Origin of the sequence: Achromobacter sp. EB05, from assembly GCF_044232075.1 — a bacterium.
In the GTDB taxonomy this organism is placed as follows: domain Bacteria; phylum Pseudomonadota; class Gammaproteobacteria; order Burkholderiales; family Burkholderiaceae_B; genus Achromobacter; species Achromobacter dolens.
In genome coordinates this window covers 258,429-281,232 of record NZ_CP155917.1, presented here as the reverse complement: position 1 = coordinate 281,232, position 22,804 = coordinate 258,429, and the positions used below count along the sequence as shown (strand labels likewise).

At 66.2% G+C, this 22,804-nt stretch carries 24 protein-coding genes; 7 read left to right on the top strand and 17 right to left on the bottom strand.

The window, feature by feature from the left end; translation table 11 throughout:
• Positions 1-8 precede the first annotated feature (8 nt).
• From AAID08_RS01325 to AAID08_RS01315, 3 genes are all read right to left on the bottom strand, one after another.
• Entirely contained in the window at positions 9-686 is a 678-nt protein-coding gene (locus tag AAID08_RS01325) for a CsgG/HfaB family protein (RefSeq protein WP_054503684.1), read from the bottom strand.
• A gap of 347 nt (positions 687-1,033) precedes the next feature.
• Positions 1,034-1,942 carry a DUF4261 domain-containing protein gene (locus AAID08_RS01320; protein WP_064528775.1) on the bottom strand — a complete coding sequence of 303 codons (909 nt, stop codon included), beginning with the start codon at positions 1,940-1,942 and terminating at the stop codon, positions 1,034-1,036.
• A gap of 130 nt (positions 1,943-2,072) precedes the next feature.
• Complete coding sequence (locus tag AAID08_RS01315; protein WP_175143661.1) at positions 2,073-2,849, bottom strand: fused MFS/spermidine synthase; 777 nt, start codon at positions 2,847-2,849, stop codon at positions 2,073-2,075.
• Between the two features lie 177 nt (positions 2,850-3,026).
• Here AAID08_RS01315 and AAID08_RS01310 point away from each other — a divergent pair, with 177 nt between their 5' ends.
• Together AAID08_RS01310 and AAID08_RS01305 are read left to right on the top strand one after the other, a co-directional pair.
• A complete protein-coding gene (locus AAID08_RS01310; protein ID WP_395757276.1) occupies positions 3,027-4,118 on the top strand; it encodes a hypothetical protein in 1,092 nt (363 codons plus the stop codon).
• Between the two features lie 138 nt (positions 4,119-4,256).
• Positions 4,257-4,751, top strand: coding sequence for a hypothetical protein (locus tag AAID08_RS01305; RefSeq protein ID WP_240317273.1), 495 nt, complete (start codon positions 4,257-4,259; stop codon positions 4,749-4,751).
• Positions 4,752-4,800: 49 nt separating this feature from the next.
• Here AAID08_RS01305 and AAID08_RS01300 read toward each other — a convergent pair whose 3' ends face one another.
• The 6 genes from AAID08_RS01300 to AAID08_RS01275 all read right to left on the bottom strand — a co-directional run bounded on the left by AAID08_RS01300 (position 4,801) and on the right by AAID08_RS01275 (position 10,131).
• Positions 4,801-5,070 carry a hypothetical protein gene (locus tag AAID08_RS01300; protein ID WP_175167256.1) on the bottom strand — a complete coding sequence of 90 codons (270 nt, stop codon included), beginning with the start codon at positions 5,068-5,070 and terminating at the stop codon, positions 4,801-4,803.
• Positions 5,071-5,844: a hypothetical protein gene (locus tag AAID08_RS01295; RefSeq protein WP_395757275.1), complete on the bottom strand. Its 774-nt coding sequence runs from the start codon at positions 5,842-5,844 to the stop codon at positions 5,071-5,073. It lies immediately after the preceding gene.
• A gap of 73 nt (positions 5,845-5,917) precedes the next feature.
• Entirely contained in the window at positions 5,918-7,399 is a 1,482-nt protein-coding gene (locus AAID08_RS01290; protein ID WP_054503694.1) for a methylenetetrahydrofolate reductase C-terminal domain-containing protein, read from the bottom strand.
• Positions 7,400-7,476: 77 nt separating this feature from the next.
• Positions 7,477-7,986, bottom strand: coding sequence for a flavin reductase family protein (locus AAID08_RS01285; protein ID WP_054503695.1), 510 nt, complete (start codon positions 7,984-7,986; stop codon positions 7,477-7,479).
• A gap of 107 nt (positions 7,987-8,093) precedes the next feature.
• On the bottom strand, positions 8,094-9,122 hold the full coding sequence (locus AAID08_RS01280; protein WP_175143653.1) for a methionine synthase: 1,029 nt from the start codon (positions 9,120-9,122) through the stop codon (positions 8,094-8,096).
• A gap of 25 nt (positions 9,123-9,147) precedes the next feature.
• The gene (locus AAID08_RS01275; RefSeq protein WP_054503697.1) at positions 9,148-10,131 is read right to left on the bottom strand and encodes a DUF1852 domain-containing protein; all 984 of its coding nucleotides are present in this window, start codon (positions 10,129-10,131) and stop codon (positions 9,148-9,150) included.
• Between the two features lie 277 nt (positions 10,132-10,408).
• On the opposite strand from AAID08_RS01275, the gene AAID08_RS01270 reads away from it, so the two are divergent.
• On the top strand, positions 10,409-11,194 hold the full coding sequence (locus tag AAID08_RS01270) for a helix-turn-helix domain-containing protein (protein WP_395757274.1): 786 nt from the start codon (positions 10,409-10,411) through the stop codon (positions 11,192-11,194).
• A gap of 65 nt (positions 11,195-11,259) precedes the next feature.
• Positions 11,260-11,871, top strand: coding sequence for a GNAT family N-acetyltransferase (locus tag AAID08_RS01265; protein WP_336236032.1), 612 nt, complete (start codon positions 11,260-11,262; stop codon positions 11,869-11,871).
• Between the two features lie 82 nt (positions 11,872-11,953).
• On the opposite strand, the gene glmS is transcribed toward AAID08_RS01265, so the two are convergent.
• Positions 11,954-13,786 (bottom strand): glutamine--fructose-6-phosphate transaminase (isomerizing), encoded by a 1,833-nt coding sequence (glmS, locus tag AAID08_RS01260; protein ID WP_064524576.1) that lies wholly within the window; start codon positions 13,784-13,786, stop codon positions 11,954-11,956.
• Positions 13,787-13,937: 151 nt separating this feature from the next.
• On the opposite strand from glmS, the gene AAID08_RS01255 reads away from it, so the two are divergent.
• Positions 13,938-14,426, top strand: coding sequence for an Lrp/AsnC family transcriptional regulator (locus AAID08_RS01255; protein WP_054503700.1), 489 nt, complete (start codon positions 13,938-13,940; stop codon positions 14,424-14,426).
• 102 nt (positions 14,427-14,528) lie between these two features.
• Positions 14,529-14,879, top strand: a complete 351-nt coding sequence (locus tag AAID08_RS01250; protein ID WP_240806481.1) for a hypothetical protein — start codon at positions 14,529-14,531, stop codon at positions 14,877-14,879.
• A 9-nt stretch (positions 14,880-14,888) separates the two neighbouring features.
• On the opposite strand, the gene AAID08_RS01245 is transcribed toward AAID08_RS01250, so the two are convergent.
• The 6 genes from AAID08_RS01245 to AAID08_RS01220 form a co-directional block, all read right to left on the bottom strand.
• Entirely contained in the window at positions 14,889-15,959 is a 1,071-nt protein-coding gene (locus tag AAID08_RS01245) for a glycosyltransferase family 4 protein (protein WP_395757273.1), read from the bottom strand.
• Entirely contained in the window at positions 15,956-17,278 is a 1,323-nt protein-coding gene (locus AAID08_RS01240; RefSeq protein WP_064524573.1) for a UDP-glucose/GDP-mannose dehydrogenase family protein, read from the bottom strand. The genes AAID08_RS01245 and AAID08_RS01240 overlap by 4 nt, the downstream gene beginning before the upstream one ends.
• Positions 17,279-17,410: 132 nt before the next feature.
• The gene (locus tag AAID08_RS01235; protein ID WP_054503703.1) at positions 17,411-18,811 is read right to left on the bottom strand and encodes an MFS transporter; all 1,401 of its coding nucleotides are present in this window, start codon (positions 18,809-18,811) and stop codon (positions 17,411-17,413) included.
• Positions 18,808-20,181: a bifunctional UDP-N-acetylglucosamine diphosphorylase/glucosamine-1-phosphate N-acetyltransferase GlmU gene (glmU, locus tag AAID08_RS01230; RefSeq protein ID WP_175167261.1), complete on the bottom strand. Its 1,374-nt coding sequence runs from the start codon at positions 20,179-20,181 to the stop codon at positions 18,808-18,810. Before glmU ends, AAID08_RS01235 begins: the two co-directional genes overlap by 4 nt.
• Before the next feature lie 63 nt (positions 20,182-20,244).
• Positions 20,245-21,048: a PhaM family polyhydroxyalkanoate granule multifunctional regulatory protein gene (locus AAID08_RS01225; RefSeq protein WP_343720017.1), complete on the bottom strand. Its 804-nt coding sequence runs from the start codon at positions 21,046-21,048 to the stop codon at positions 20,245-20,247.
• 43 nt (positions 21,049-21,091) lie between these two features.
• Positions 21,092-21,751: a glycine zipper 2TM domain-containing protein gene (locus AAID08_RS01220; RefSeq protein ID WP_175167263.1), complete on the bottom strand. Its 660-nt coding sequence runs from the start codon at positions 21,749-21,751 to the stop codon at positions 21,092-21,094.
• A gap of 131 nt (positions 21,752-21,882) precedes the next feature.
• Here AAID08_RS01220 and AAID08_RS01215 point away from each other — a divergent pair, with 131 nt between their 5' ends.
• Positions 21,883-22,104 carry a DUF3717 domain-containing protein gene (locus AAID08_RS01215; RefSeq protein ID WP_054503707.1) on the top strand — a complete coding sequence of 74 codons (222 nt, stop codon included), beginning with the start codon at positions 21,883-21,885 and terminating at the stop codon, positions 22,102-22,104.
• Positions 22,105-22,189: 85 nt separating this feature from the next.
• Here the strand turns inward: AAID08_RS01215 and AAID08_RS01210 are convergent, their stop codons facing one another.
• Complete coding sequence (locus AAID08_RS01210; protein ID WP_054503708.1) at positions 22,190-22,795, bottom strand: SCO family protein; 606 nt, start codon at positions 22,793-22,795, stop codon at positions 22,190-22,192.
• Between the last annotated feature and the right edge of the window lie 9 nt (positions 22,796-22,804).

Sequence of the window (22,804 nt, the reverse complement as noted above, 5' to 3'; positions counted from 1 at the left end):
GCGCCCTTTCACTGTTGTACGGGCTGCCAGGCGCCCTGTTCGATACCGTCGACCAGGCGGTCGACGGCCTCGCGGATCGCCAGATCCAGCACCTTGCCGTTCAGCGTCGAGTCGTACCCGGCGGTGCCACCGAAGCCGATGACTTCGCGGTTGGACAGGCTGTATTCGCCGGCGCCGGACGCGGAATACACCACTTCGGACGTCGTCACGTCGACCACGTTCAGGTCGACCTTGGCATAGGCCACCTGTTCCTTGCCGCGACCGAGAATGCCGAACAACTGCTGGTCGCCCGTCACCTTGCGGCCGAAGGCGGTCACGTCGCCCGTCACCACGTAGCGCGCGCCCTTGATCTGGCTGGCCTTCTTGTTGAAGGCGGCTTCCTGGGCGATCTCGGAGAGGTTCTCGCGATCCATCACCTGGAACCGGCCGCTGCGCTGCAGGTGGCTGACGAGAATCGTCTTGGCCTGGCCGCCCAGCCGGTCCACGCCGTCGGAGAACACGCCACGCAGATAGTTGGTGCGGTTGTCGAACTTGCCTACCGAGATCGGGCTGCGCACGCCTTGATAGGGCTTGCTGGCCGCCGCCACGGCGGGGACCGCCACGGACTGGGAGCGTTCGGTGGCGCAACCCGCGACCACCAGCGACAACATCGTTACCGCGCCAAGCTGTACTGCCTTCTTCAACATGCCACTCTCCTGCTGGCCCGCGCCAAACCCGCCGGGCGTCGTTTGAAAGAAAGAAATCCGGCGGCGAGTATATACAATTGAATACAGAATTTATATTTGGAAGTGACGGATTGAAATGCGCTATTTCGTATTAATGGCCCCAACTTCGGCCATTTCCTCCTATGTGCGCGCTTCTATTTGTCCGATTTTTGAAATGCTGTGCCAGGGTGGAATTTTCTTGGGCCGCAACGCATCGGCAAGCGGCAGAATAATTTCCAAATGAAACGCAGCGAGAGGCAAGCAAGGTCATGTGACGGCGCCCCGGCCGGGGCGCCAATGGGCCGGACGAACGCCGGCCCGGCGGGACGTCAGTGTTGGGGGCCGGCTTCGGGCTGATTGATCTGCGAAGCGTCGATGATCTCCGCCACCAGCACCGGGCCAGGCCCCTGCAGGTAGTACTCGGCCTCCCGCGGCTCGCGCAGCTTCATGTAGCGGGCCTCGCCGATCTGCATGGTATGTCCGGCGGCCAACTCGGCGCCGCTGTCCAGCATGTAGGCCATGATGTTATTGAACATGCCGGAATACTCCTCGCCCTGGTGGTGACCCTCGGCCAGCACGGCGAAATCCGGCAGGCCGAAACGGTCGCCGCCGTAGGTGCGCATCCATACGCCCTGCACGCCTTCGACCTCGTATTTCACGAAGCCGCAATACAGCATGGTCAGCGGCAGCGAACGCAGCACCTCAAGGCTTTCGTCTCCCAGCGAATCGTCGGTGAACACGCCGGCGGGCAACGAGGTGTGCGCATGCTCGTTCAGCACCGCGACCGCGTTGAAGCGACCCAGCGCGCCAGCCACCGCGGCCATCGCCACGTACTGCTCCAGCGGATCCTCGTCGAAGCCCGCGTAGTACAGCAGAATGTGGCTGACGTGGGCGCGCACCTGCTCCTTGACCGGCGCGGGGTAGTGCGCGGGCGCCACGCAGACTTCCAGCGCCTCCTGGGGCAACGGCGCGTTCCAGCCCACCATGCGCACCACATGCCTGCCCCAGCCGACCATGCCCACCAGTTCCGGCATGTCCGGCTCGATCTCGGCGCGCGCCTGGCGCATTTCCGGGTGGTAGGCGCGCAAGGCCGCCGCCAGCGCGTCGGCTTTCAGGGCCAGCGGCGCCGCGAACACGACCTGCAGGCTCGATGGATTGTCGATATCGGGATTGGCCGTGAGGGCCGCGGTCTCGCCGGGCGTATCGGAGCGGCCGAAAAAGCGGGAGAAGATACTCATGGTGGGCGACCTGCCTGTCGGGGAAAGCGGGGATGCTATCAAGCCCTCGCGACACATTGGCCGGCCAGATGCAACCAAAGTCCGCCGCCCGCAACCAGATGTAGGGCGGCCGCGCAACCCGCCCCCGGTGCTACTTCAATTCCCGCGTGGCCCCGATCACGCGCAAGGTCGGCATCAACTGGCGCCAGGCATCCTTGGCGATCGCGGCCGGTCGCTTCAGGTCGGCCGCCGCGGGATCATCCAGCAGGTCGCCCTTGCAGGCGAAGACGATGCTGTTGGTCATGTCGTCGTCCACCACCTCGAACATGGCGCTGCCGAACGCGGTCCGCACCCGGTCCAGGTACTCGTGGTGATCCGGATGGTTGACGTGGAAGTTGATCACGAGGATGCCGTCGTCGCGCAGGGCGCGATGGCAGTCCGCGTAGAAATCCGCCGAACACAGCGCGTCAGGAATCCCGGCATCGTCAAAACCGTCGAGCAGCAGCACGTCGGCGGCCTCGCACAGGCCGCGCACATAATCGGCGCCGTCGGCCTGCACCACCCGGAAGCGATCGCTGTCGGGCGGGACCATGAACGCCTCGCGCAGCGCGATCACGGCCGGGTCGATCTCGACCACCGCGATGCGCGAACGCGTCAGGTAGCGATGGCAGAACTTGGCCAGCGAACCGCCGCCCAACCCCACCATCAGAATGTCGGCGGGCTCCGGGGCGAACAGCACGAAGCCCATCATCATCCGCGTGTACTCCAGGTCGAGCGCGTCGGGATTGAGCGTCGACATGCGGCTCTGGATGACTTTCTCGGAAAAATGCAGGGTGCGTGTGGTGCCGGCGGCCTGCACGTAGGGCCGGGCGACGTCTGGCGCCACCGGCGCGCTGGACAGGGACAAGGAGGAATCACGGGCGGACATGGGGCAGAAGATACCACCGCCGCCCGCCCGCGACGCGATCTCGGACCGATCCCCACCGCCTCCGGTTAAAGAATGCGCGCCGGACAGCCGTACATATCGTGTCACCTCGCCATCGCGGGCAGCGGCCGACCCGGCCCGCCCCCGATGCCATGTGCCCCGCCTTACCGGAACATCCCCATGCAGCCATTGGCCACCGACAACCTCCTTCCTCCCGCCGTCCCCGCCGGCAGCGACCCGCGCGCCGCCAGACGCGACGCCGACGCCGATGCCAAGGCGCAGAACCTGGAAACCACGACCAGCGACCGCCCGGTCTCGGTCCGCGTGGTGCTGAGCGACGACGCCCTCGAACGCGCCGCCAAGGCGCGCAAGGCCGCCTCGCAGATCGCCGTCGATGCGGCCCAGTCGCGCCAGGATTTCGCCCGTTCCCGCGTCTCGCAGATCAAGCAGCGCATCGAGATGCTCAAGAAAATGCTGATGTTCCTGGGCAAGGCCGCGGCCAAATCCATCCTTCTGGAACTACGTCAACTGGCCGGCGAACTCGGCCAGGCCGCCGCGGCGCTCAAAAGCAGCGCCAGCGCCGCGCCGGCCGCGAGCGCCGCCGACGCCACGGCGGCGCCCGTGGTGCAGGGTGCCAGCGGCCCCGCGACGGACGGCCCCGCCGCCACCGTCTCGCAGGCCGCCACGGCCGAAGACGCCAACGCCGCCGGGCCCGCGTCAGCCGATGCCGGCGACGCAGCATCGGCCCAGGCCGCCGTGCCCAGCGCCGCCACCGCCTCGCGCGCCGTGGCGGCCTATGCCGCCGCCAGCGACACCGCCGTCGCGACCGCCGCCGACACGGCCGAAGCGGCGGATCCCGCCCCCGCGGCGCAAGCCGCGACCCCGGCGCCGCGCGACGCCGCCAAGGACGTCTCGGTGCCCGGCGAGCAAGACAAACCCAATGCCGCCAGCGGCGACGACGACAAGTCGACGTCCGCCGCCGAATCCCGCCAGGAACGGCAGGTCGAGCAGAAGCGCCGCCAGGACGATGCCCAGGCGGTGCGCGACGCCATCCGCGCCATGAAGGAACTGCTCGCCATGCTCAAGAGCAAGCTGCGCATGCAGGACAAGGCCACCCAGAAACAGGTCGCCGAGGTGCAGGACGCCCTGGCCGACGCCGAAAAATCGGCCCATGCGATCGAAGGCGGCGGCCCGACCGGCGCCGGCCTGGACAGTGGCGGCGTGGGCGGCGCCAGCATGGAGGCCGGCGGCGGCATGACGGCGTCGGCCTGAGCGGCCGGCGGAATACCGCCACTCGCGGCGCCCGCGGTCGCCCCCTGACATTGCGCCCCGGCGGCGCGCACCCCGCGGCAAACGGCCTATGATGACGCTCCGTCCCTCTTGCCATGGCGGCCGCCGCCGCCCACCGCGATGTCCCTCATCCGCCCGCTCCTGCTCATCCTGCTGGCCCTGCCGTTTCCGGCCATGGCCCAAGCAGACGTCGATGACACCGCCGCACAGGCCCGTGCCACCCTGAAGCAGCGGTCGCTGGAACCCGAATGGATAGACGAGTGCTTCCTTGCCAGCAATCCATTCCGCTACTGCATCTATCTCGATAAACAAGCCGGCGGATTCCGTGTCGCCGACGTGCAATTGCACGAGCCCTACCAGGTCTACCTGTTCGACAACGGGCCTGACTATCCACAGGACGGGCGCTACCGCATCCGCCTGAACGGCAAGATCGGCTATGCCGACGAAGAAACCGGCGCCATCGTCGTCGCCCCCGTCTACGACTGCGCCTTTCCGTTCAAGGACGGCAGGGCCAGCGTGGGCTTCGGCTGCAAGGAAGAAAGCGATGGCGAGCATCGCTGGTGGTCGGGCGGAAACTGGCAGGTCATTGATAAGAACGGAAAGACCGTCAAATAAGAACCCGGTTACACGCCCGCGCCTTCATGATCCGGCGCGCCCCACGACATCATCGCGTCCAGCAGAACCACCGCAGGCGCGCCTGCGAATCGTGCGCGTCCGGGTCGTCATGCTCGAACCCCACCTCCACCCCACCGGCGGTGGTCACAACGAAGTGGAACTCGATATCGCCACAGGCGGTGATCAACGGAAAGCAGCGCGGATCGTCCCGCCGATAGGCGCGGTCCAGATCGCTGGGGTTGTAGAGCTCGTCCGCCATGCCCAAGGCGACGAACACGGCTTCGGGCGTGTTCGGGCCGCGCGGCATCCGGCGCGGCAATCATTCCATCCGTAGCGTATCGATGGTCGTCGTCGTCCTGGCCCTGGGCGTCGTGCTCTCGACGACCAGCGCGACTCCAAGCTGACGCAGGAAGGCATAGCGCAGCTTGCGCACCGACAAACCGCTTTCATTGGTCTCCACGCAATCCAAATCGATGGCTTGCCCGGGAATTCGCTCATGCACTTGATTCGCGGGATAATCCGTGCCGCTGGCGCAGGCGAGCGTTTGCCTGGGCCCGGTTCGCCGCCCTTCCCATCCGCCCTCGCTCTCGAGCGTGAACCGGGCATTTTCCGGCGGATTGGCCAACACATCGCCCGGCCATTGCTGGATGTCGCGCGCCATCCAGCGCGGCGGCACCTGCGCGGCCTTGAATCCGCCGGCCTGATGGATCAGCAGCGCCAGGCTGCGATAGTTGAGCGCCAACACGTAGTTGACCGGCAGGCCATTGAGCTTGCCGATATAGATACTGCGCAACGTGCCGTCGTCGCGATCATTGTGGAACGTCAATTCGTACTCGCTGTCCACCGCGACGTGGTCGATGCCGACGGTATGCTGGGTGCCCGTCATGCGCAAGGCGCGAAACCCCATGGGCTGCGTGCCCGCCGCCGGCAGCCTGGCCCGCACCGCGGGCGGCAGGGCATCGGGCAACAGGGTGCGCGCGGTGTAGGCATCGGCATTGAGCGCGACTTCGCGGGTCGACACGGGTTGCGCGCAGCCCGCCAGCACGGTAACGGCGGCCAGCAAGGCCAATCTGGAAATCGTCTCGACACGCATGGGATGGGCTCCACGTCAGGCAACAGGCAGGCAAACGCCAAGGCGTGGTGCATTCTGAGGGAGCATCGAGGTATCAACCAGACTTTGGCAACGATTGGCAATCATTGCCCCGCGTCGGATCCTCCGGCTTGAACCATTCGGGCCACGAGCTGCGATGCCGGTCGCCCGCCTCGATACAGGGAATCAACGTCTGCGCCAGCGCAGGCAACCGATCCGCGGACTTGGCGATCCGATACTTGACGCTGTGCACGCATTCCCGGTCGCCGAATTCGCATCGATTGAGCCGGGTGCCGCCGCAGGGGCCGTTCGCCAGGCCTTTGGGACAGGTCTCGGGGCAGACGTAGAGTGTGTCCTGCAAGCGGCAGGTGCCACAGGTGTCACAACCCACCAGCGGCCGCTTGAATGTCCGTTCGACCGCGAGCAGCGCCCGCGCCGCCACGCCGGTCTTCCAGAACGGCCGCGTCACACTCCAGCCAAAGGCGCTGCCGAGCCATCCCGTGCGATCGAAGAGCTGTTCATGCACCGTGGAAAGCAGCGTATAGCGCAAACGCTCCCCGGGAGTGGCCGCGACATCGGACTGCCCCAGCTCCCACGCGTCAATGCCAGGGGCGAAGCCTGTCTGGGGCATCCCGGGCATCCGCCAACTCGCCTGCCATCGATCCATCCAGTCGGACAGCGAGGCCACCGCATCCCGTTGCTCGGCGATCGCCTGCTCCAGCAACAACAATTCGTCCAGCGTGTGCACTCCGGACAGATGCACACCGGCATAACCCATCCATTGCAGACCCACGATCTGCAGCGCCAGCCGCTCGAGGCTGCGCGCGCTGGCATCGGCGGGCGAAATCTCTTGCTCCCTGCCCAGCAATTCGCGCATGGCGTCGGTGATGACGATGCCGGGCACATCCTGCAACGCCGCCGCGCGCCTGTGGGTCAGCCGCATCACACAGGCCAGCATGGGTTTGACGCGGCCCTGGGCGCGCATCCAGGCCTGGGCTTCGAGATGCTTGGCGGCGTCGAAGCCCAGTTGCAGGGTCAGGAAATCCGCGCCGGCCAGCAGTTTCTTCTGCGCCTTCAGGTACTGCGCGGCGCCTTCTTCCTCACGGTATTTGAACGGGTTCAACGCCGCGCCCAGCAGCCAGTCCGGGCCGTGCTCGCGGGCAATCTGCAGCGCGGGCACCGACTCCAGATAGCGCACGGGCGCCCGTCCCGGATCATGGCCAGGCAGGCGGTCCCCACTGAGCAGCAGCAGTTGCGACAGGCCCCGCGCCTGCATCGCGTCCATCTGGCCCAGCAGGTCGGCGCGCGCGCGATCCTTGCCCGAGAAATGCAACAGCGATGAAGCCGGATCGCCCAGCGCCCCGGCCCCCTGCAGGGGGCTCAGGTCGGAATGCAGGCCGACGCGGTCGGCGAAGGCAGGCAGCAACGGCCAGCCGGCCAGGTGCCCGCGTTGCACGATACGCTCGAGCGCGGCCCGGCGCGCGGGAGACTGTTGAGGAATGATCTCCAGCACGCAGGCGAAGCGTCTCGCGTTCAACGCCTGTTTCAATGCACTCAAGACAGCTCGATACCAAGTCGTTCAGGGGCGCCGCGCCACCTCGCGCCGCAACGGATTCGGCCAGCGGCGATTGGCGCTCAAGCCGCGCCGTGCGCGGCGATGTTGCGATATTGCCCTTTGAAATACAGCAATGGCTGCGTGGCCGCCGCTTCCTGCAGATTCAGCGCCTTCACTTCGCCAATCACGATCACGTGGTCACCGGCGGCGTATTCCGCGTGGATCTCGCAATCGATCCAGTGCAGGCTGCCGGCAATGAGCGGATTGCCCAGCGGCGATTCCTTCCAGTCGATGCCGCGCCACTTGTCTGTGCCACGCCGGGCGAACTGGTTGGACACCTCGACTTGCGCATCCGACAGGATGTTCACGGCAAAGCGGCCCGCCTGGCGGATCTTGGGATAACTGGCCGAATTGGACATCACGCTGAACGACACGAGCGGCGGGCTCATCGACACGCTGTGGAACGACTGGCAGGTAAAGCCGATCGGCTCGCCATCGATGTGGGTGGTGACCACCGTGATACCGGACGCGTAGTGCCCGAGCGCTTCACGAAAGCGCAACGGCTCGATGGCGGGACTGGGGAGTGACATGGTAGGGACTGCCAAAACTGGCGACTGGGTGCAGCGCGAATGCTATGTAAGGCCTTGCGGGCAGGCCCGTCGCAAGCAGCTTGCGACGGCCATTTCCCGTCTCGAAATCAGTTCGAGAGTTCGTTGCGGACGATCTCCGCGCCTGCGCTCAGCGAGCTCAGCTTGGCGCGCGCGATCGCACGCGACAGCGGAGCCATGCCGCAGTTGGTGCACGGATAGAGCTTGTCGGCGTCCACGAACTGCAGCGCCTTGCGCAAGGTGTTGGCCACTTCCTCGGGCGTCTCGATGGTATTGCTCGCCACGTCAATGGCGCCCACCATCACCTTCTTGCCGCGAATCAGCTCAATGAGCTCCATCGGCACGTGGGAGTTGTGGCACTCCAGCGAAACGATGTCGATATTGGACTTCTGCAGCTTGGGGAAGGCTTCCTCGTATTGCCGCCATTCCGAACCCAGCGTCTTCTTCCAATCCGTATTGGCCTTGATGCCGTAGCCATAGCAGATGTGGACGGCGGTTTCGCACTTCAGCCCTTCGATGGCCCGTTCCAGCGTGGCGACGCCCCAGTCATTGACCTCGTCGAAAAAGACATTGAAGGCGGGCTCGTCGAACTGGATGATGTCGACGCCGGCCGCTTCCAGCTCCTTGGCTTCCTGGTTGAGGATCGTGGCGAATTCCCAAGCCAGCTTCTCGCGGCTCTTGTAGTGATCGTCATACAGCGTGTCGATCATCGTCATCGGACCGGGCAGGGCCCACTTGATCGGCTGCTTGGTCTGCTGGCGCAGGAACTTGGCATCCTCGACGAAGACCGGTTTCTTGCGCGCCACCGCGCCCACCACCGTCGGCACGCTCGCGTCATAGCGGTCGCGGATGCGGACGGTCTTGCGGTTCTCGAAATCGACGCCGTCCAGGTGCTCGATGAACGTCGTCACGAAATGCTGGCGCGTCTGTTCGCCATCGCTGACGATGTCGATGCCCGCGTGCTGCTGTTCCTGCAGCGACAGGCGCAGGGCATCCTGTTTGCCCTCGATCAGTCCGCCATCCTGCAATTTCCAGGGCGACCACAGGGTCTCGGGCTCTGCCAGCCAGGAAGGTTTGGGCAGGCTGCCGGCGGTGGAGGTGGGAAGCAGTTTTTTCACAATAAGACCTGATGCTCTTTATTAATCAATGTGGGGTGGCCGCGGACCACTGCTCAAGAACCGTCTGATACGGCTTGATGAAGTTTTCCTCGACGAACTTGCCCTGCTCGACAGCCAGCCGGCTACGCTCTTCCCGATCGTAGACAATGCGGGTCAGGGAATAATCCTGGTGCTTCAGGCTCGGCTGGTAGGACTTCCCGGCAGCCGAGTTGGCGTTGTAGATCTCGGGCCGATAGATCTTCTGGAAGGTATCCATCGTGCTGATGGTGCTGATCAGCTCGAGATTGGTGTAATCGCCCAGCAGATCGCCGGTGAAATAGAACGCCAGCGGCGCGGCGCTGTTGGGCGGCATGAAGTAGCGCACCTTCATTCCCATTTTCTTGAAATACTCGTCCGTCAGCGAATACTCGTCCTGCAGGTATTCGACGCCCAGCACGGGATGCTGGTTTTCGGTGCGCTGATAGACCTTGCTGCTCGAAACGCTCAGGCAGATGACGGGCGCCTTGTGGAAGTTTTCCTTATAGGTGCTCGAATTCACGAAGCTCTTGAAGAGCTTGCCGTGCAGGTCGCCAAAATTCTCCGGCGTGCTGAAGGCGGTCGTATTCTTGTTGTGCTCCAGCAGCAGCACGCTGAAGTCGTAATCCCGCACGTACGAGGAAAAGTTATTGCCTACGATGCCCTCGAAGCGTTCATTGGTATGCCGGTCGAAAATGCTCGTCTTCAGCACTTCGATCAGCGGCAGGCCGTTACCGCTGCTTTGGCCTTCGATATTCAATTCGACGGAAATGATCTCGAGCTTTACGGAATAGCGATCGCCCTTGGGATTATCCCAGTGCGCCAAGGCGTTGAAGCGATTGTCGATCATCCTGAGCGTATTGCGCAGATTCTCCTGACGGCTCTCCCCCCGGGCCAAATTGGCGAAGTTGGTCGTGATTCGCGTATTGTCCGCGGGACGATAATCCTCATCGAAACAAATGCTCTTGATGGCAAATGTAAACTCTTTACTCATTCTGATCCGGCGCTCAAATTTCTGACAAAAAGCTCGCGTCTATTTTCCGCCGTCATTTATTTCCAAATTTCTTCGGATTTTTGATTTGGCAGTCTTGACACTTTCAATATTCGAGCCGTATTTTATGTTGCGCCTTCCATGAATAAAAATGATTTTATTTGGATGAAATCATTAGTTCTGCTCATGCTCTGGCCGAGGCCGGGCGCCCCCATGCCAGCGGGACATGGTCCGGCAGGGCAACGTCCGGCCGCGCGGCGCGCCAGGGCGTCGCGCTAACATGGCCGTCATGGGGTCGTTCAATCGCCGTCAATTCACCGGTATCGAGGTCGCGCACATCGCGGACGGCACGCGCGGCTTTGCGCCCCATTTCCACGACGAATTCGTGATCAGCGTCAATGTGCGGGGCTGGGAAAAAATCAAGCTCGACAGGAAATGCTTCGACGCCGCCGAGGGTGACGTCACGCTCTACAACCCGGCGCAGGTCCAAAGCTCCCATGTCATCAGTGAGTCGTGGCAATTCGCGAGCATGTATGTGGACCCGGCCGCCCTCCCGGTCCTGCTCGGCATCAACCCGGAAACCGTTTTCGACAAGCCCCTGCTGCAAGCGCCAGGCATTGCAGCCAGGCTGCGCGGCGCCATCCTGTCAGCGCTGAACCGGAACACGCCCGAGAGCGTGGCGCAGGAAGGGCTGGTCCACGTTTTCGACGAACTGTTGCAGATGGCGGGATCGGGCGGACCCGCGACATCCAGGCACGTGCCGGCGTCCATCAGCGGCATCGCCGACCGCCTGCGCGACGACCCTGCCTTGCCGACGCTGACGGACCTGGCGGCATCGGCGGGGATGACGCCCGTGCAGCTCGTTCGGGCCTTTTCCAGGGTCTATGGCATGCCCCCGCTGGCGTGGCGCTGGAACCAACGGGTTGCCGAAGCGCGCAAGAGAATCGCCCAAGGCGAGAACATTGCGGCGGTGGCGCTGGACCTGGGATTTGCCGACCAGTCCCACCTCACGCGCAGGTTCCGGGCCGTCGTCGGCGTCCCGCCCGGCCAATGGCGCGACGGCTGAAATAGCGTTCAAGACAGGGCCGCGCGCCCGCGGGCATAGTGCTGCCGTTACTGAACGAGCAGACTATGACCGCCGCCTCTTCGCCCATTCCCATCGGCTACACCGCCGTCCCCCGCGGACACATTGCCAGTGTCGTCACCGACCTCGAAATGCTGTCCAGGCCCGACTTGCCCGGCGCTTCCTTGCCCCAAGGTTTCGAGCTGGCCCCGGTTGCCGGAATCGGCCTGGATGCCTACCGCGCGCTGTTCCGCAAGGTCGGGGCCGACTGGCTGTGGTTTTCACGCCTTTTCATGGAAGACGGCGAGTTGGCCGCCATCCTCGCGCACCCCGACGTCGACATCCACATTGTCCGGACCGGACTTGGGGACGTTGGCATTCTGGAGTTGGACTTCCGCACGGAAGGGGAATGCGAGTTGGCGTTCCTGGGGCTCACCGCGGACTGCACGGGCCGGGGCGTGGGCCGCGCGCTGATGAGCAAGGCAGTGGAACTGGCCTGGGTGCGGCCCATCACCCGGATGTGGGTCCACACCTGCACCTACGACCATCCTTCGGCACTGCGCTTCTACATGAAAGCGGGCTTCAAACCGTACGCAATCCGGGTGGAAGTGCAGAGAGATCCGAGGTTGAGCGGCGACTTGCCGAAAACTGCCGCCGCGCACGTCCCGATTATCGACTAGCCGCCGCGGCCGGCTCGGGTCGGCGCCGACCGGCAATGGAAAGGGGCCGCCACGGCGGCGGCCCCGCGTCCTCGCCGCGATATCACTCCACCGTCACGCTCTTGGCCAGGTTGCGCGGCTTGTCCACATCGGTGCCGCGGGCGCAGGCCGTGTGGTACGACAGCAGTTGCAGCGGCACCGTGTGCAGGATCGGCGACAGCTTGCCGTAGTGCTCGGGCATGCGGATCACGTGCATGCCTTCGGCGCTCTGGATCTTGCTGTCGGCGTCGGCGAACACGTACAGCTCGCCGCCGCGCGCGCGCACTTCCTGCATGTTGGACTTCAGCTTTTCCAGCAGCTCGTCCTTGGGCGCGATGGTGACAACGGGCATGTGCTCGGTCACCAGGGCCAGCGGGCCGTGTTTGAGTTCGCCGGCCGGGTAGGCCTCGGCGTGGATGTAGCTGATTTCCTTGAGCTTGAGCGCGCCTTCCAGCGCGATCGGGTAATGCATGCCGCGGCCCAGGAACAGCGCGTTTTCCTTCGAGGCAAAGCGGTCGGCCCAGGCCATGATCTGCGGTTCCAGCGCCAGCACCGAGCCGATGGCCACGGGCAGGTGGCGCAGCGCCTTCAGGTGTTCGGCCTCCTGCTCGTCGGTGAGGCGGCCGCGCACCTGCGCCAGCGCCAGCGTCAGCAGGAACAGCGCGGTCAACTGCGTGGTGAAGGCCTTGGTCGAGGCCACGCCGATTTCGACGCCGGCGCGGGTGATGTACGACAGCTTGCACTCGCGCACCATGGCGCTGGTGGACACGTTGCAGATGGTCAGCGTGTTTTCCATGCCCAGCGAGCGGGCGTGCTTGAGCGCGGCCAGGGTGTCGGCGGTTTCGCCCGACTGGGAGATCGTGACGACCAGCGAACGCGGGTTCGGCACGCTGTCGCGGTAGCGGTATTCGCTGGCGATTTCGACGGCCACGGGGATCTTGGCGATCGATTCGATCCAATACTTGGCGGTCAGGCCGGCGTAATAGCTGGTGCCGCACGCCAGGATCAAGAGCGAATCGATGTCCTTGAAGATCTTGTAGGCGTCGTCGCCGAACAGCTCGGGCGTGATGGACTCGATGTCCTGCAGCGTGTCGCCGACGGCGCGCGGCTGCTCGAAGATCTCTTTCTGCATGTAGTGGCGATAGGGGCCGAGCTCGGCCGCGCCCGTATGCACGTGCACCGTGTGCACTTCGCGCTTCACATCCTTGCCATTGGCGTCCACGATCCAGACGCGCGCCAGTTGCAGATCGACGACGTCGCCGTCTTCCAGGTAGATGATCTGGTCGGTGGTGCCGGCCAGCGCCAGCGCATCCGATGCCAGGAAATTCTCGTTCTGGCCCACGCCCACCACCAGCGGCGAACCCTGCCGCGCGCCGACCACGCGGTGCGGCTCATCGCGGCAGAACACGGCGATGGCGTAGGCGCCGTGCAGGCGGCGCACGGCGTTCTGCACGGCCTCGAACAGGTCGCCGGCGTACAGATGGTTGACCAGGTGCGCGATCACTTCAGTGTCGGTCTGGCTTTCGAAGACGTAGCCCACGGCCTGCAGCTCGGCGCGCAGTTCGTCGTGGTTCTCGATGATGCCGTTGTGCACCAGCGCGATGCGCGGTTCGTCGTTGCCCAGGCGCGAGAAGTGCGGATGAGCATTGTGCGTGGCCGGCACGCCGTGCGTGGCCCAGCGGGTGTGGGCAATGCCGGTGAAGCCTTGCAGATGGTCCTGCGCGACCTGCTCGGCCAGCTCGGCCACGCGCTGGGTGCTGCGCGTGCGGCGCAGGTGGCCGTCGGCGTACACGGCGACGCCGCAGGAGTCATAGCCGCGGTATTCCAGCCGCTTCAGGCCTTCGACCAGGATCGGGGTGATGTCGCGCTGGGCGACGGCGCCAACAATGCCGCACATAGGAGAGACTCCTGAAAGTTCGAGTACGGAACGCATTGTGCGCGTCCCGACAAGAAATTTGATTTCTTTATCTGGTCATATTTGACAGTTTATTCACTTACATATTTGTGATTAAATAATATTGCATAAATAATCCATTCATGAATTAATCATGCAAAACCAGCCGATCACCCTGCCGGAATTGGACGATCTGGACCTGCGCATCCTGGAACAGTTGCAAGACGACAACTCGCTGACCAACCAGGAGCTGGCCGCGCGCGTGCACGCCTCGCCGCCGACCTGCCTGCGGCGGGTGCGGCGCCTGGTGGAAGAAGGCGTGATCGCGCGCCAGGTGGCCATCCTGGCGGCCGGGAAGCTGGGCAGCACGCTGACCGCCATCGTCGAGATCACGCTGGACGTGCAGGCGGCCGAAAGCCTGGACGCCTTCGAACAGATCATGTTGGCAGAACCGGCGGTGCTGCAGTGCTACCGCGTGTCGCCGGGGCCGGACTTCGTGGTGATCGCGCAGGTCAAGGACATGCCGGCCTATCACGCGCTGGCGCACCGCGCCTTCACCGCGCACGCCAACGTGCGCAACGTGCGCACGTTCTTCTCGGTGCACCGCGCCAAGTTCGAGACCCGCATCGACGTGCGCGGGTAATCGGCGGCCATCCACACGGAATCCACCGATGATCGGGCGCCCGGCGGATAATACAAACCGGATCGGTCCACAACGCCAACGCGCCATAAGCAGGAGCCTGCCGTGCCGACGCAGTCCACCCGGTATCTCGAAATGATCGCGACACACCTGAACGCGCCCTACGGACAGGTCGTGACGCCATTTCATGTCGCCGCCGCATTGCGCGCGGGCGACTTCGGCGCAGTCTCCGGCGACGCCTTGGTCAAGGAACTGCTAGCCAGCATGTTCATAGAACTGGAACCCGAATTCATCGGCAGGGCCTGCTACGAAGCAGGTGTCAGACTCGAGGAGGCGCAGGCGCTGTACCAGCAGGCCCGCGCGCAGTACGGCCTGCCCAGGGCCGCGCAATGGGCCAAGGCCAGATTGGCGCAATGGGCGGACATGGGCGCAAGCGGCCGCATGCGCGCCCCTTGAAGCGCGCGATCAGCGCGCGCCCTTCGCCGCCAGCAGCCGCTCGAACTGCGCCAGGTAACGATTGCCCATCTTCTGCACGTCGTGCTCGTCGCGCACGTACTGATACGCGCGCTCGGTGATCTCCTGGCGGAACGCGGCATCATCCAGGCAACGCGCCATGCCCTGGGCCATGGCATGGAAATCGGCCACCGCGCACAGCACGCCGCGCCCGTCGGCCAGGCTTTCCTTCAAGCCGCCAGCGTCAGTGGACACCACCGGCACCCGCTGCAGGAAGGCGTCCAGCACGCTGCTGCCCAGCGCCTCTTCCTCGGAACTCATGACGAACACGTCGAGGATGCTGTAGAAATCCTCGACGCCCTTGCGAAAGCCCGCGAAACGGTAGACGTCCTCGACGCCCAGCGCGCGCGCCTCGTCGCGCGCCTGCTGTTCGCGGTCGCCGCCGGCGCCGAAATGCAGGAAGACGAAATCGCGCCGCGTCCGGGCCAGTTCGGCCACCGCGCGCACCAGCGTCACCGGGTCCTTGTCGCGGATCAGCGCGGCCGACGTGGCCATGACCTTCTTGCCTTCCAGATCGAACTCGCGCACCAGCGCGGCGACGTTCTCCTGGTTGATCTGGTGCGGCTCGACCGCGCTGCGGATGATGACCGGGTCCAGCCCCAGGCGCCGCGGCTCGCTCGCGGCCATGTCGCTGATCGCCACGAACAGGTCGGTGTGGCGCCACTTGAAGCCGGTCTTCCATTCCTCGTTGGGCTTGACCACGAACGAGGTGCGGCGCGAAAACGCCACCGGGCGCCGGTGCAGCCACTTGGTCAGCACCGCCCAGGTGACGGTGTTGGCGGTCTGGGCGTGGATGATGTCGTAGCCGCTGCCCGCGCGCGCCAGGAACGCCAACTGCGCCGGCACGTTGCGGACGGTGTGCGCCACGAAGCCCTCCTGGCGCACGCGCTCGGCCAGCGGGCCGCCTTCGCGGCACAGCACTTCGACCTGGTGGCCGGCATTGCGGAACGCGCGCATGCAGTACAGCGTCTGGCGTTCGCCCCCGCGCCAACCCTTTTCGAAGTTGAGCTGCAGGATCTTCATGCGCGGCCGATGCCCGAGTACTCAAAGCCCTGCGCGCGCACGTCGGCGGGCGTGTAGAGATTGCGGCCGTCGATGATCAGCGGCGTCTTGAGCAGCGCCTTGACGCGGTCGAAGTCGGGCGCGCGGAAGACCTTCCACTCGGTGGCGATCAGCAGCGCGTCGGCGCCGTCCAGCGCGTCGTACATGTCGGTGGCGAAGCTCACGCCGGGTTTGCCATCGAGGACGCGGGCGGCCTCGTGCATGGCCACCGGATCGTAGGCGCGCACGGTGGCGCCGCGGCGCGTCAGCTCGGCGATCACGGTCAGGCTGGGCGCCTCGCGCATGTCATCGGTATTGGGCTTGAAAGACAGGCCCCACAGCGCGATCCTGCGGCCGCTCAGGTCCTCGCCGTAGCGGTCCACCAGCTTTTCCGACAGGCGGAACTTCTGCGCGTGGTTGGCAGCCTCGGCCGCCTCGATGACGCGCATCGGCAGCGCATTCTCGGCGGCGGTGTTGACCAGCGCCTGCACGTCCTTGGGGAAACACGAACCGCCATAGCCGGCGCCCGGATAGAGGAAGTGATAGCCGATGCGCGGATCGGCGCCGATGCCGCGGCGCACCTGCTCGATGTCGGCGCCCAGCGCCTCGGCCAGGTTGGCCATCTCGTTCATGAACGAGATGCGGGTGGCCAGCATGGCGTTGGCGGCGTACTTGGTCAGCTCGGCCGAGCGCACGTCCATCACCATCAGGCGATCGTGGGTGCGCTGGAACGGCTCGTAGATGCGGCGCATGACGCCGATGGTGTAGTCGTCGTCGGCGCCGACGATGACCCGGTCCGGGCTCATGAAATCGTTGATCGCAGCGCCTTCCTTCAGGAATTCCGGGTTGGAGGCGACGCTGAACGGCACCTCGACGCCGCGCCTGGCCAATTCCTCGGCCACCGCGGCGCGCACCTTGTCGGCGGTGCCGACCGGCACGGTGGACTTGTCCACGATCAGCTTGCGGGTGGTCATGTGGCGGGCGATGTTGCGGGCCGCGGCCAACACGTACTTCAGGTCGGCCGAGCCGTCCTCGCCCGGCGGCGTGCCGACGGCGATGAACTGCACGTCGCCGAAGGCCACGCTCTGGGCCACGTCGTCGGTGAAATGCAGGCGGCCGGCCTGCACGTTGCGCCGCACCAGGTCTTCCAGGCCGGGCTCGTAGATGGGGATCCCGCCCTGGCGCAGCAGGGCGATCTTGGCCGCGTCCACGTCCAGGCACATGACGTCGTTGCCCATGTCGGCCAGGCACGCTCCCGACACCAACCCTACGTAACCGGTACCCACGACCGTGATCTTCATGCCTGAACGCCTTAAAAATAGGTAATCGTCGCGCCGGGACGAACCGTCACCGCGCCGGCCGCCATTATAGAAGCCGTGCGGCCCACGGGTTTGGCGGCGGCCGGCGGTCCCGCGCCGCCTCCGCCCCGGCCGCTATGGTTCCGACGGCGCCCGCAGCTTGCTGAACCGCACGGTGTTCACGACAACCGCCAGGCCGGCGCAGATCGTGCCCAGCACCAGCGCCAGCCCGGGGCCGTGCGCTGCACTGACGCTGAAAGCGATCGCCACCAGCGCGGTGCCGAAGCTCTGCCCGAACACCCGGGTCGTGGCCTGCAGGCCGCCTGCCGCGCCGCTGCGGGCGCGCGGCGCGGCCGACAGCATGGCGCGGTTGTTGGGCGTCTGGAAGAAGCCGAAGCCCACGCCGGCCACGAACATGCCGGCAATGATCGGCACGTTGCCCACGGCCGCCGGCAGCGCCGCCAGCCACAGCATGCCCGCCACCATGGTGGCCGCGCCGACGCCGCTCAGGGTGGCGGCGGAGTAACGGTCCGACAGGCGGCCCGCCACCGGCGCGATCAGCGCCGTGCCCACCGGCCAGGCGCCCATCAGCAGGCCGACCTCGAGATAAGGCCGGCCCAGCACCTGCTGGAAATAGAACGGCAGCGACACATACGACGCCATCTGCGCCGCGAAGGTGCAGGCCGACGCGCCCACCGCGAATGCCAGCGGCCGGATGCGCAGCAGGTCGACCGGCACCAGCGGCGCGGGCTGGCGGCTGGCGCGGCGCACCAGCACCAGGCCGGCCACGGCCGCGATCGCCACCAGGCCGATGCCGCGCAGCAGGTCCTGGCCCATCATGTCGATGCCGGAGATGAACACGCCCAGCGTGGCCATGCAGAGCAGGGCGCTGATCCAGTCCAGCTTGACGTCGTTGCGCGGCACCTCAGGCAGATGGCGCAGGCCGAACATGGCCAGCACGCAGATCGGCAGATTGACCGCGAAGATCCACGGCCACGGCGCCACCGACAGGATCGCCGAGCCGATGGTCGGCCCCAGCACCGACATCACCGCCACCGTGGTGGCGTTCAGGCTGATTCCGCGGCCCAGCATCTTGAGCGGATAGATATTGCGCACCAGGCCGCCGAACAGGCACATCAGCGTTGCGGCGCCCACGCCCTGGAATACCCGCGCCGCCGTCAGTTGCACCAGCGAGCCGGCCAGCGCGCAGCCCAGCGAGGCCAGCGTGAACAGCACCAAGCCGAAAGTGAACATGCGGCGAAAGCCGATGCGCTCGGCCAGCGCCGACAGCGGCAGCAGCATCATCACCACCGCCAGGTTGTAGGCATTGACCACCCACACCGCCTGCGCCGGCGACGCGTTCAGGTCGGCCGCGATGGTCGGCAGGGCGACGTTGGCGATGGTGGTGTCCAGCACTGACAGGCTGATGCCTGTCATGACGGTCGCCGCGGCCCAGTAGCGGCGCGGGACCGGCAGGCCGTCCGGCGCGGCGGGCTTGGCGCCGCCGGCCGGGGTTTGCGACGCCGGCGGCGTCACGACTTCTTGACCGGCCGTTGCCAACCGTCGATGGTGAGCTGCTTGACGCGCGACACCGTCAGTTTCTCGGCCGGCGCATCGCGGGTCAGCGTGGTGCCAGCGCCCAGCGTCGCGCCGCGGCCCACGCGCACCGGGGCCACCAGTTGCGTATCCGAGCCGATGAAGGCGTCGTCCTCGATGACGGTGCGGTGCTTGTTGACGCCGTCGTAGTTGCAGGTGATGGTGCCCGCCCCCACGTTCACGCGCGCGCCGATATCGGCATCGCCGATGTAGGCCAGGTGGTTGGCCTTGCTGTCGGCGCCCAGCACGCTCTTCTTGATCTCGACGAAGTTGCCCACATGGGTGCGGTCGCCCAGCTCGGCGCCCGGACGCAGGCGCGCATACGGGCCGATGCGCGCGTCGCCGCCCACCTGGGCCTGCTGCAGATGGCTGAAAGCCTCGATCTGCGTGCCCGCGCCGATGCTCACATCGCGCAGCACGCAATGCGGGCCGACGCGCACCCCGTCGGCCAGCGTCACGCGGCCCTCGAACACGCAGCCCACGTCGATAAAGACATCACGACCGCAATTCAGCGTGCCGCGCACATCGAAACGCGCGGGGTCGGCCAGCGTCACGCCTGCCTCGAGCTGGCGACGCGCCTGCTCGGCCTGCCAGCGGCGCTCCAGTTCGGCCTGCTGCACGCGGCTGTTCACGCCCAGCGTCTCCCACGAGGCGCCCGGCTGGGCCGCGCCCACCGGCACGCCATCGACCACGGCCAGGCCGACCACGTCGGTCAGGTAGTACTCGCCCTGGGCATTGTTGTTGTCGATGCGCGAGAGCCAGTCCTTGAGCCGGGCAGTCGGCGCGGCCAGGATGCCGGTGTTCACTTCCTTGATGGCGCGCTCGGCTTCGGAGGCATCCTTGTGCTCGACGATACGGCAGACATTGCCGCCGGCGTCGCGCACGATTCGTCCATAACCGGTGGAATCGGCCAGCACTTCCGTCAGCACCGCGGCGCCGGCGCCACGCGCCTGCAGCAGGCGGCGCAACGTCTCGGGTTGCACCAGCGGCACGTCGCCGTACAGCACCAGCGTCACGTCGTCCTCGCCGTCGCCTTCGCGCAGCAGCGGCACGGCCTGCTGGACCGCGTGGCCGGTGCCTTGCTGCGGCTGCTGCAACGCGAATTGCAGATCGTCCTGGCCCGCGAAAGCCTGCTTGACGCGGTCGGCGCCATGGCCGACCACCACGATGACGCGGGCCGGCTCGAGCTGGCGGGCGCTGTCCAGCACGTGTGCCAGCATCGGTTTGCCGGCCAGGGTATGCAGCACCTTGGGCAGGTCGGACTGCATGCGCTTGCCGAGTCCGGCGGCAAGAATCACTACATTAAGCATAGGTTCCGGTATTTGAATGCGCCCGCTACCGCCATCCGGCGGTCCGGGACGGGATTGAAAAAATCAGGGCTTGCCGTCGGCAGGCCCGTTGTTCTTGGTGGCCGACTTGGCGGCCGTCTTGGCCGCCGGCTTGCGCGCGGCCTTGCGAGCGGGCTTGGCGACCGTCTTGGCGGCCTTGGCCGCCGGGGCGGCCGCGGCTTGCGGGCCGCCCGGCTTGGCCTTGGACTTGTCGGCCTCGGGCGCCGGCTGGCTGCCCGGCATCGATGCGGCCGTGGCCGCCGCGATCTGGTTGAACTGCTGTTGCAGCAGGTCCCACCAGGCCTTGGAGGCCGATTGCGCCGCCGCGCCCATCTGCTCGCTCATGCCGGGCTGGGCGCCAGCCGCGCCGCCCTCGGCCTCGGACGCCTTGGCCTCGGCCTTCGCGGCGTCGGCGGCATCTTGCGACGCGCCTTTCGACGTGTTCCTGGCGACCGGCGCGGGTTTCAGGCCCAGCACCACTTCCAGCGGCGACGCCGCGCCGCTTTCGCGCACCGCGCCCAGGTCCAGATTGGCGGCCGAGTCGACAAAGGCGCGCAACGTGCTGATGGTGGAGCGCTGCACTTCCATGCCCTGGATCGTGCTGGACAGCATCGACAGGTTCATGCGCAGCCAGTTTTCGACCGAGCGCAGTTCGGTGATACGGCGGTCCAGGTCTTCCAGGTTCATGGGCGGCGCCATCGGCAGGCTGCTCGCCAGCCCGCCCGGCCCGGTCAGGCCGGCCCAGGCCTGGCGCATCATTTCCATGCTGGCCAGCAGCGGATTGCCCGACAGGTCGGAATTCTGGCCCATGCCGGGCAGGACGAACGGGTTGCTGTGTTGGTCGCTCATTCCTGTCTTCCCATAGATCGCAAAGCGCCGCCGGCCTGACTGGTCACCCCGGCAGCAGCTGATTATTCTCCACGCGCACATGGTCGCCGGACGCAAACGCGAACGGTTGCGCGCTGCGGAACTGCCGCGTGCTGCCGTCGTTCATGCGAACCGTGAGCTCATAGTGCGTCACCGTTTGTTGCTGCCTGATATTACGCTCAACTTCACGGCCTGCCAAAGCGCCGCCCACCGCGCCCAGCACGGTCAGCGCCGTCTTGCCGTTGCCGCCGCCGAACTGGTTTCCGACCACGCCCCCGGCGACGCCGCCGGCGATCGTGCCGACCAGGTGGTCGCTATTGTCCTTGACCGGCACCTGCACCTGGCGAATGGTTTCCACCACGCCGCAGGTGCGGCAGGCCTGTGCCGCCGGCGCGGGAGCGGGCGCCGGCGCGGGACGGCCCTGGGCCTGGACCTGGGCCTGTGGTCGTGCGCCCGGGGCTTGCGGCTGGGCGGGCGCGGGCTGCGCCGGAGCCAGGTTGGCGGCCTCGGGCCCGGCCTGCGCGAGCGCCGGGTCCTCGGCGTGCGGCGTGGCCGATGGCGTCGGCAGCCAGCCCATCACGGCGGCGACACCGACCGAGCACATGACGATCACCGCGATGGCGGCGGCCGCGACCAGCGGATGCAGGCCGCGGCGGGAAGATTCGGTTGGGACGGGGTAATTCATGACGATGCTCCATCGTTACTAACCGGCAGTGGTATAGCACCCGGATGCGGTTTCGGCATGTTGCGATGGTGACGCTTCATTGCTGCGCCAGGGCGGGTGGACAGCCCGCGGCATTCGTGGACAATAGGACCATGAATGCCATCACCTTGCCTCAGATCGAAGCGGCCATCAACTATTGGCGCAATGTGTCGCCGTCGACCGGCGACGAATCACGCCTGTGCCCCGAAGCCGCCGCGCTGGCCGCCCCCTATGCCCTGATGATCATGTCGCACCGCCGCGAAATCCCCGCCGCCGAACTCAGCGACCAGGCCCGTGCCGCGCTGTCCGGCTGGACGGCGGCGGGCGGCGTGTAAAGCCGGCCGGCACGCGCCAGGCCTGGGATAAGCAGCCGGTGCGCCGCGGACCGCCTGAGGGCGGACCAGGCAAGCGCGTCCCGGATCAGCCCTTGAGCAGGGCCTGGATATCGTGCACCAGGGCGTCGACCCCGATGTTGTTGTTGGCCAGCACGCGCGATTCGCCCTTGCCGTCCAGCAGGTAGAAAGCCGCGGTGTGGTCCATGGTGTAGTTGCCGTCCTTGGTCGGCGCCTTGGCGTAGTAGGCCTTGAACGAGGCCGCCGCCTTCTTCACCTGGTCCGGCGTGCCGGTCAAACCCAGAAAACGTGGGTCGAACGCCGTTACGTATTGCTTGAGCACGTCCGGCGTGTCGCGCTCGGGATCCACCGTGATCAGCAGCACCTGCACGCGGTCGGCGTCCGGGCCCAGCTTCTTCATCACCTCGGTCAGCTCGGCCAGCGAGGTCGGGCAGACGTCCGGGCATTGCGTGAAGCCGAAGAACACCACCACCGCCTTGCCGGCGAAATCCTGCAACGTGCGCGTCTTGCCGTTGTAGTCCGACAGCTCCAGGCCGCGGCCCAGTTGGGTGCCGCTGATGTCGCTGCCCTTGAATTGGGGCGCGTTGTCGCCGCAGGCGGCCAGGGCGGCAGTGAACGCGGCGGCCGTGGCCAGGCGCAGGGCCAGGCGCCGGCTGGCGGAAAATACGGACATCGACTTATC

Excerpts from the sequence above, each read along its gene's own strand:
- AAID08_RS01325 (WP_054503684.1), bottom strand. The coding sequence starts at position 686 with ATGTTGAAGAAGGCAGTACAGCTTGGCGCGGTAACGATGTTGTCGCTG.
- AAID08_RS01320 (WP_064528775.1), bottom strand. The coding sequence starts at position 1,942 with ATGAGTATCTTCTCCCGCTTTTTCGGCCGCTCCGATACGCCCGGCGAG.
- AAID08_RS01315 (WP_175143661.1), bottom strand. The coding sequence starts at position 2,849 with ATGTCCGCCCGTGATTCCTCCTTGTCCCTGTCCAGCGCGCCGGTGGCG.
- AAID08_RS01310 (WP_395757276.1), top strand. The coding sequence starts at position 3,027 with ATGCAGCCATTGGCCACCGACAACCTCCTTCCTCCCGCCGTCCCCGCC.
- AAID08_RS01305 (WP_240317273.1), top strand. The coding sequence starts at position 4,257 with ATGTCCCTCATCCGCCCGCTCCTGCTCATCCTGCTGGCCCTGCCGTTT.
- AAID08_RS01295 (WP_395757275.1), bottom strand. The coding sequence starts at position 5,844 with ATGCGTGTCGAGACGATTTCCAGATTGGCCTTGCTGGCCGCCGTTACC.
- AAID08_RS01285 (WP_054503695.1), bottom strand. The coding sequence starts at position 7,986 with ATGTCACTCCCCAGTCCCGCCATCGAGCCGTTGCGCTTTCGTGAAGCG.
- AAID08_RS01275 (WP_054503697.1), bottom strand. The coding sequence starts at position 10,131 with ATGAGTAAAGAGTTTACATTTGCCATCAAGAGCATTTGTTTCGATGAG.
- AAID08_RS01270 (WP_395757274.1), top strand. The coding sequence starts at position 10,409 with ATGGCCGTCATGGGGTCGTTCAATCGCCGTCAATTCACCGGTATCGAG.
- AAID08_RS01265 (WP_336236032.1), top strand. The coding sequence starts at position 11,260 with ATGACCGCCGCCTCTTCGCCCATTCCCATCGGCTACACCGCCGTCCCC.
- glmS (WP_064524576.1), bottom strand. The coding sequence starts at position 13,786 with ATGTGCGGCATTGTTGGCGCCGTCGCCCAGCGCGACATCACCCCGATC.
- AAID08_RS01255 (WP_054503700.1), top strand. The coding sequence starts at position 13,938 with ATGCAAAACCAGCCGATCACCCTGCCGGAATTGGACGATCTGGACCTG.
- AAID08_RS01245 (WP_395757273.1), bottom strand. The coding sequence starts at position 15,959 with ATGAAGATCCTGCAGCTCAACTTCGAAAAGGGTTGGCGCGGGGGCGAA.
- AAID08_RS01240 (WP_064524573.1), bottom strand. The coding sequence starts at position 17,278 with ATGAAGATCACGGTCGTGGGTACCGGTTACGTAGGGTTGGTGTCGGGA.
- glmU (WP_175167261.1), bottom strand. The coding sequence starts at position 20,181 with ATGCTTAATGTAGTGATTCTTGCCGCCGGACTCGGCAAGCGCATGCAG.
- AAID08_RS01225 (WP_343720017.1), bottom strand. The coding sequence starts at position 21,048 with ATGAGCGACCAACACAGCAACCCGTTCGTCCTGCCCGGCATGGGCCAG.
- AAID08_RS01220 (WP_175167263.1), bottom strand. The coding sequence starts at position 21,751 with ATGAATTACCCCGTCCCAACCGAATCTTCCCGCCGCGGCCTGCATCCG.
- AAID08_RS01215 (WP_054503707.1), top strand. The coding sequence starts at position 21,883 with ATGAATGCCATCACCTTGCCTCAGATCGAAGCGGCCATCAACTATTGG.
- AAID08_RS01210 (WP_054503708.1), bottom strand. The coding sequence starts at position 22,795 with ATGTCCGTATTTTCCGCCAGCCGGCGCCTGGCCCTGCGCCTGGCCACG.